The organism is Neobacillus drentensis (assembly GCF_036965645.1).
Classification (GTDB): domain Bacteria; phylum Bacillota; class Bacilli; order Bacillales; family Cytobacillaceae; genus Neobacillus; species Neobacillus drentensis_D.
In genome coordinates this window covers 1-6,183 of record NZ_JBALPZ010000149.1, presented here as the reverse complement: position 1 = coordinate 6,183, position 6,183 = coordinate 1, and the positions used below count along the sequence as shown (strand labels likewise).

Here is a 6,183-nt window from a genome sequence, read left to right as displayed (position 1 = left end):
AAATCGATCGTCAATGATATCATCAAAGATGATTTCATAATCTTTAACTTCAGATTCATTATCAAACATAATGCTGATTGAATGGGTAAAATTTGTATACGACTGGTTTTTCATATTAAGTATACATTGACGAATCATGTAGGGACGTTTATACGATGGTGTAAATAACAAAACCTTCACTTTTTTATACCTCCCTAAACAAGTACACTGCACTTATATAATTTTATAAATCACAAATGAAAAGATTTGGATAAAGTATTTCGGTTTTTTAGAAAATGTATTTATGATAGAGGCGATTCTTTTATCCATTCTCCTTCTACGGAACAAGCCCAATATGTTAGTTTGTCTCCCGATTTACATACCAGAATTGTCCGGCCGTCCTCCAGCTGATCAAGCAGGATAGGTTCGACATCTTCATGAGTAATTAGTATTGGGCCATGCCATGGATATCCTCGTTTTTCATTCTCTCGCCACCAAAATCCAATACCGCCACTTTCTAACTTGCATGCTGCCTCAAAATTTCCAGAGCGATTCCCATGAAAAAGGGGAATATCCTTTATCCCTTTAGCAAACGTTTTCGTTCTATTCCATATTTTTGTTACTTTATTTTCCCAATAGTGGGTTAACGTATTACCTGACCGTACCATTAGTTCTTTATTGCCAAATTTACTTCTAATGGGCAGCGAAGGCGCAAAATTCAACTCATCTTTTTCATACCAAGGGTAAATCTCGTCACGATATTGTTCAATCATGCATTTATAAGCCAGCTGTTTAATCAACCTTCGTGATTGGTCGTTCTTAAGACGATGAATTGGATGGCACAACCCACTAAACTTCTTGCTATTTAAACAGTCTATTATTTCATCCAGTTTAAAATGTGGACGATACCGTATGAGATCCGTGTCACTTACGTATGGATATTTTTTCATTTTAAACCCTAATTCGTGTGCGATATTGACAAAAAATATTTCGTCAGAACCAAAAGATATCGTTTCTAACAGAGCATTTTTGTATTTTTCCTTTTTACTCGGTTCCAGAATTGCCTTAACCACTGATCTTTTAATCACTTGACCAACATTAAATACACCATAATACGGATCAAGCCTAAATAATTCTTTCCATCTATCAATATCTTTTCTTAGTTGTTTTCCAATAAACCAATTATGTCCAGGTATCCTTAGTCTAACGGCCATGTAATCTGCATCTCTCATTTGTTCGGATATAATGTTCTCATATCCGTCCTTAATAAATAAAGCATCGGAATCTATATTAATAAAATATTCATAATCTATTCCCAGTTCCTCAATCCATTCCATTGTTTCAAGAAAATATATAGTTGTGAATCCATACTTTAATTTTCTACTGGATGGACACACAGGTACACCTAAATCATCGCATAGGGATGGATCTCCCCCTCCATTAAATAAAACGATTGTGCTATTCGGACAAAAAAATCGGACATTATTGATTAGTTCCTTAATAAGCTCACGATTATTATGAACAAGGATGGCAAAACAAATTTTGCTTTTTGGTTTTTTAGTAAAGTACTTATATTCCTTTTTAAGGGTCTGCTCCCTTGTTACATTTCCATTCTGGAGTGAATTTACTTTTGAATCATTTTCATTCATCATCATTCACCTCATATAATAAATGAAAGGAGAAAGGGAGAAAATCGACCTTTTTCCAAATTTATTAATAAAAAAGGGAAATTCCCTTGTCATTGTTGATTCATATATTTTTGGGTATTAGTTGTTTGTTAGTTATGGACATTCTATTGTTTGCCTAAAATTTCTTCAATCTTCGCGATTAATTGTTCTACTCTTTTATTAGTAGTATGTTGGATTTGGACAAATTGATAACCCTGGTCCGCAATCCTATTCCTTTCGTCCTCGTGTTCTAAATAATATTCTGCTTTTTCATAAAAATCATGTTTCGTAATACGAACATAATGTTCACCAGGAATAAACCCCAAATCATCAAGGTCTTTAAGTTGTGGAGCAAGCAATAAAGTTCTGCATCCAGGAACTTCAAAATATTTCATTACCGGAAACTTTCTTCTCGTTCCACAAGTAAAAAAGATTTTTGCCCTATTTATTTCCATTGCATATCTTTCCGCTACAAAAATTTTATCCTTTTCGTCTTCGGTATATTTTCGATATCCAGGATGGGGGTGATAGACAAATCTTGAATCTTTTTTAAATTGCTTAACTATTTTTTCTCTCAAGGGATAACCGCTATTTACAGCCCCCATTAGTAACATGTCGATTTCCTTTGGTAAACTATAATCCTTAAAAATTTCACTATTAATATGGTGAGGAAACCAACAGAGTCGATTTTTAAATTCAGGATATATTTTTTTAAAAATCTGCTTATAATTAGAAAAAATGTATTGAATGTTATTGGAATTGATATATTCTCTTCTTTTTTCAATAATTCGGTGTACATCCTCAATAAAAATCCCAGCAGGAATACTAATATCTGATAAACCGTAAACTACAGGTTTCAAACTGCCACCAATATCATTTTGAATAAGAATAAAATCAGGTGTAAAAGGTATATGCTTTAAAATATCCTGTATATTTCCGGAATCTCTCCAAATGGCTAAATTTGTTTTTTGGGATAATTCTTTCTCAACATGGTTAAAGCTCTCATTGAAAGTTTTAAATTTTGTATCTTTACCTATCAGAAGTAGATTTAACATTAAATGAGCCACCTTTTTCGCCTAATCCATCATTATAGTATGTTAATAGATAAAATATGTTCCTCGAAATATTTTTCTGTTTTCGCAACAATCTCTACCGAATAAATTTCCAGGTTTATTCATATGATAAGACGTTCATCAAACAAAATGATCTATAAAGTAAGGGAGAGCTAAGAGATGAAAATAGCACTTCTTACAATGTTTAATGGCTTAGATAGTTCGTATTCCTTGGTAAATGTAGTAGCGGAACAGGTTCGAATGCTTCTTGATGCAAATATTGAAACCAGAATTTTGGTAAGTGACATCTGCCCGCTCAATAAACTTTATGGAATTTTCCTAGATAAACGAATTAAATGGGTGAAAATTTGTAACCAACTAGAAGGAAAACAAATGCATTGGAAAAACTACATTCAGTCAGAAGGTGAGGTACATGATACCTTTTTTAATGAGGCAGATGTGATAGCAGAGGACTTAGTAAATAAATTAGCAGATATTGATATCTGTTTTATGCATGATATTCATTACCAGGGGTGGCATTTACACCATAACATCGCAATTAGAAAAGTTCAGGAGAAACTTCCTAACCTTAAATTCCTTGCATTTACCCACTCCGCGCCTGTTAAACGCCCTCCCAACCCGAAATGGCCTTTCTCTGCCCGATTTACACCTATGCCTAATACTTTGTATATTTATCCAACCCAATCTGGGATTTCAGCCTTGGCAAAACAATACAATGTTCCTGAAGATCGTTGTAAAGTAGTAAATAACAGTCTTGACCTACTAGGTTTTGTATCAGAGGAAGTTAATCTATTATCAAAATATATTGATTTGCTGACTCCAGATATTTTAGTTGTCTATCCTGGTCGTTTAACGAGGGCAAAGAAATTTGATAAAGTTGCTGCTATATCCGGAGCAATAAAAGTAAAAACAAGCAAGTTTGTCAAAGTAATATTCTGTGATACATTCCCAAAGTTAGATACTTCTCCAGAGGCCTATAAGGAATTTGTTCGCTCTATTGGGGTAAAATTTGGTTTAAATAATGAAGATTTATTATTCACATCAGATATAGAAGAATTTAATAAAGGGCTCCCAAGAAAAAGTGTATTAGAACTTTTCGCACTTTCAAACTTATTTATATGTCCCTCTTACTCAGAGTCTTTTGGTTTAACTGTCCTGGAAGCAGCAAGTAGAGGGAATTTTCTTGTTTTAAACGAACAGGTGCCGGCTTTAAATGAACTCGGAAGCCAATTGGATGCGTACTTTATGAAATGGGATGCCAAGAATTTTGGGTTTAATACTCGTGAGATTTATCGTCCTTCAGAAGAAGCTTATCTTACTCAACATGCTGACAAGATTATCAAATTAATGGATACCAATTCAGTTATTCATGCAAAAACAATCGCAAAACAACGGTATTCTCCAAAATGGATCTGGAAAAATCAATTGGAACCGATCATTAAATCTTTATGTTAAATTGCGAAATTGAACTAAAAAGAAACCCAGTCCAAAAAAATTCCTTGGATTGGGTTTCTCTTATTTGAGTTAATACACAATTACAACAGCTATTTTAATTAAAACGCCGGGTTTGTTCTTGTAAAAAATGATACAAAGCGCCAATCATTCCAGCATCGTTTTGATATTTACATAGTTCAACAGGTACCTTGAATACTTTCCACCATGGAATAAGGTCAAGTTGATGATTAATCATGCTTAACAATTCTTGTTGATTGGCCACTCCCCCGCCAATTAATACTTTTTGAGGGTTTAAAGTTACAGTAAGGTTATAAATTCCATAACATATGTTTTTTGTCCAATCATCAATTAGTTTTCTAACCGAAGGATTATTATTAGATTCCAAAAAAACGGTCTCTCCATCAATATTTTCGTTTTCATTTAAGCCTTTTAATTTTTTATAGGAATGAATTAAGGCAGATGTAGAAGAATTCGAATGCCATAATTCAAAATGCCCTCTTTTAGCCCGATTCTTCATAAACCCAAATTCACCCCCTCTAAAACTGTGACCACGCAAAAGCTTCCCGTTAGTGAAAATCCCTCCGCCAACTCCGGTTCCCAATGTTATACAAATAAAATCTGTACAATTTTTTGCATTACCACTGATGCTTTCGGCTAACGCAGCACAATTCCCATCGTTTTCTATTTCAATCGGAAGGGAAGTTTTTGCATTTAATAATTCTTTTAGATTTTGTTTACTTAATGCCTTTACAGAACCTGCTGCTTCAGAATACCCTGTATGGGGATTAATAAATCCAGGTAAACTAATAGCAATCCCACTCACAATAGTATTTCTTGTGTACATGTTAATTGTATCTATCATGTCTTTTAGAAATAGTTCCAGGTTGATTGGACGGGTATTATAGCTACCATTTGAAAGAACAGTTCCATTCTCTAATAATAAACCGTACTTAACTTTTGTCCCGCCTACATCGAAACAGATGAACTTTTTCAAATTATTTCCTCCAGACTAATCTAGATTTAGGTGGTATCGTTATTCATTACCATAATAATTACTCCCTCATCCGAGGTAGGTTTTTCGAACTCTTCGTAGTAAATTTTTTTTAATAAATAATCCGGTAATCGTTTCAACACTTTATTACGTTTTTTACAAATATCAAAGTTGGTATCAACATGAAATATTTCCAAAGTTAGTCCGAATTCTTTTGCAACCTCGATCCATCTATTACGACGCTCTCTTGTCCTGTTAGTGGAATCCACAACTACTTTATGGCCGCTTTTAAGTAACGTCCGGACCATGAGTTCAGCTGATTCCCATACTTTTGGTTCAGCCTTAGCTTTATAAACGCGGCCATGTAAAGCTAGCCTGAGATCATCAATAGATACGCGAGTCCACCCTTGTTCCTGAAGTGTTTTCCCGTAAGTTGATTTTCCGCTTAGTGGAATCCCGCACATAATTCCAAGTTTCATCATACATCTCCCCTAAGTACTGTTATCAAGCTTCTTCTATATTAAATGCTTGAAAACATTAAGAAGTTAGTTTTTGGGATACCCATTTTTCTATTACGCCTTCATCAATTCTATAACTGGACAATTGTTGATATTAACTTTTCCTTTTCATCATTCCGGCATTGATTATTTTTGATTGTTGGTAAAAAGAGACCCTGCATATTCCTCCATCAATAGAGATCCTTTACCCTCCAAATTCTAAAATAACCTGAAAATACAAAGTAGAGACTGACCTAAAAAGTCGGTTGATTACCTTTAGATCAGTCTCTTTTTTAAATGAGCAAAGCAGTTAATTTTATTGATTTATTTCCCTGGTTTCGGCGGTTTTGGTTTTCCTGGTTTCGACGGTTTTGGTTTTTCTGGTTTCGACGGTTTTGGTTTTCCCGGTTTCGGTGGTTCTGGTTTTTCTGGTTTTGGCGGTTTTGGTTTTCCTCGTTTCGGAGGTTTCGGTGGGATCGGACATTCAGTTGCTGTATCAGTCTCGGTTTCTGTCTCCGTTT

At 34.4% G+C, this 6,183-nt stretch carries 7 protein-coding genes; 2 read left to right on the top strand and 5 right to left on the bottom strand.

All coding sequences use genetic code 11. From position 1 onward, the window contains the following. The 3 genes from V7266_RS24690 to V7266_RS24680 all read right to left on the bottom strand — a co-directional run. The coding region (locus V7266_RS24690; protein WP_335471830.1) for a hypothetical protein at window positions 1-180 on the bottom strand (180 nt) is incomplete at its 3' end. Between the two features lie 101 nt (window positions 181-281). After that, a complete protein-coding gene (locus V7266_RS24685; RefSeq protein WP_335471828.1) occupies window positions 282-1,628 on the bottom strand; it encodes a hypothetical protein in 1,347 nt (448 codons plus the stop codon). Window positions 1,629-1,771: 143 nt separating this feature from the next. After that, window positions 1,772-2,713 carry a glycosyltransferase gene (locus tag V7266_RS24680; protein WP_335471827.1) on the bottom strand — a complete coding sequence of 314 codons (942 nt, stop codon included), beginning with the start codon at window positions 2,711-2,713 and terminating at the stop codon, window positions 1,772-1,774. A gap of 165 nt (window positions 2,714-2,878) precedes the next feature. On the opposite strand from V7266_RS24680, the gene V7266_RS24675 reads away from it, so the two are divergent. Further along, window positions 2,879-4,174 (top strand): glycosyltransferase, encoded by a 1,296-nt coding sequence (locus V7266_RS24675; RefSeq protein WP_335471826.1) that lies wholly within the window; start codon window positions 2,879-2,881, stop codon window positions 4,172-4,174. Between the two features lie 94 nt (window positions 4,175-4,268). Here V7266_RS24675 and V7266_RS24670 read toward each other — a convergent pair whose 3' ends face one another. Beyond that, complete coding sequence (locus V7266_RS24670; RefSeq protein WP_335471824.1) at window positions 4,269-5,168, bottom strand: ROK family protein; 900 nt, start codon at window positions 5,166-5,168, stop codon at window positions 4,269-4,271. A 26-nt stretch (window positions 5,169-5,194) separates the two neighbouring features. After that, window positions 5,195-5,644 (bottom strand): ATP-binding protein, encoded by a 450-nt coding sequence (locus tag V7266_RS24665; RefSeq protein ID WP_335471822.1) that lies wholly within the window; start codon window positions 5,642-5,644, stop codon window positions 5,195-5,197. A gap of 337 nt (window positions 5,645-5,981) precedes the next feature. Between V7266_RS24665 and V7266_RS24660 the strand changes: the two genes are divergently transcribed. After that, window positions 5,982-6,183, top strand: a 202-nt coding sequence (locus V7266_RS24660) for a hypothetical protein (protein ID WP_335471820.1), incomplete at its 3' end; no start/stop codon positions are given.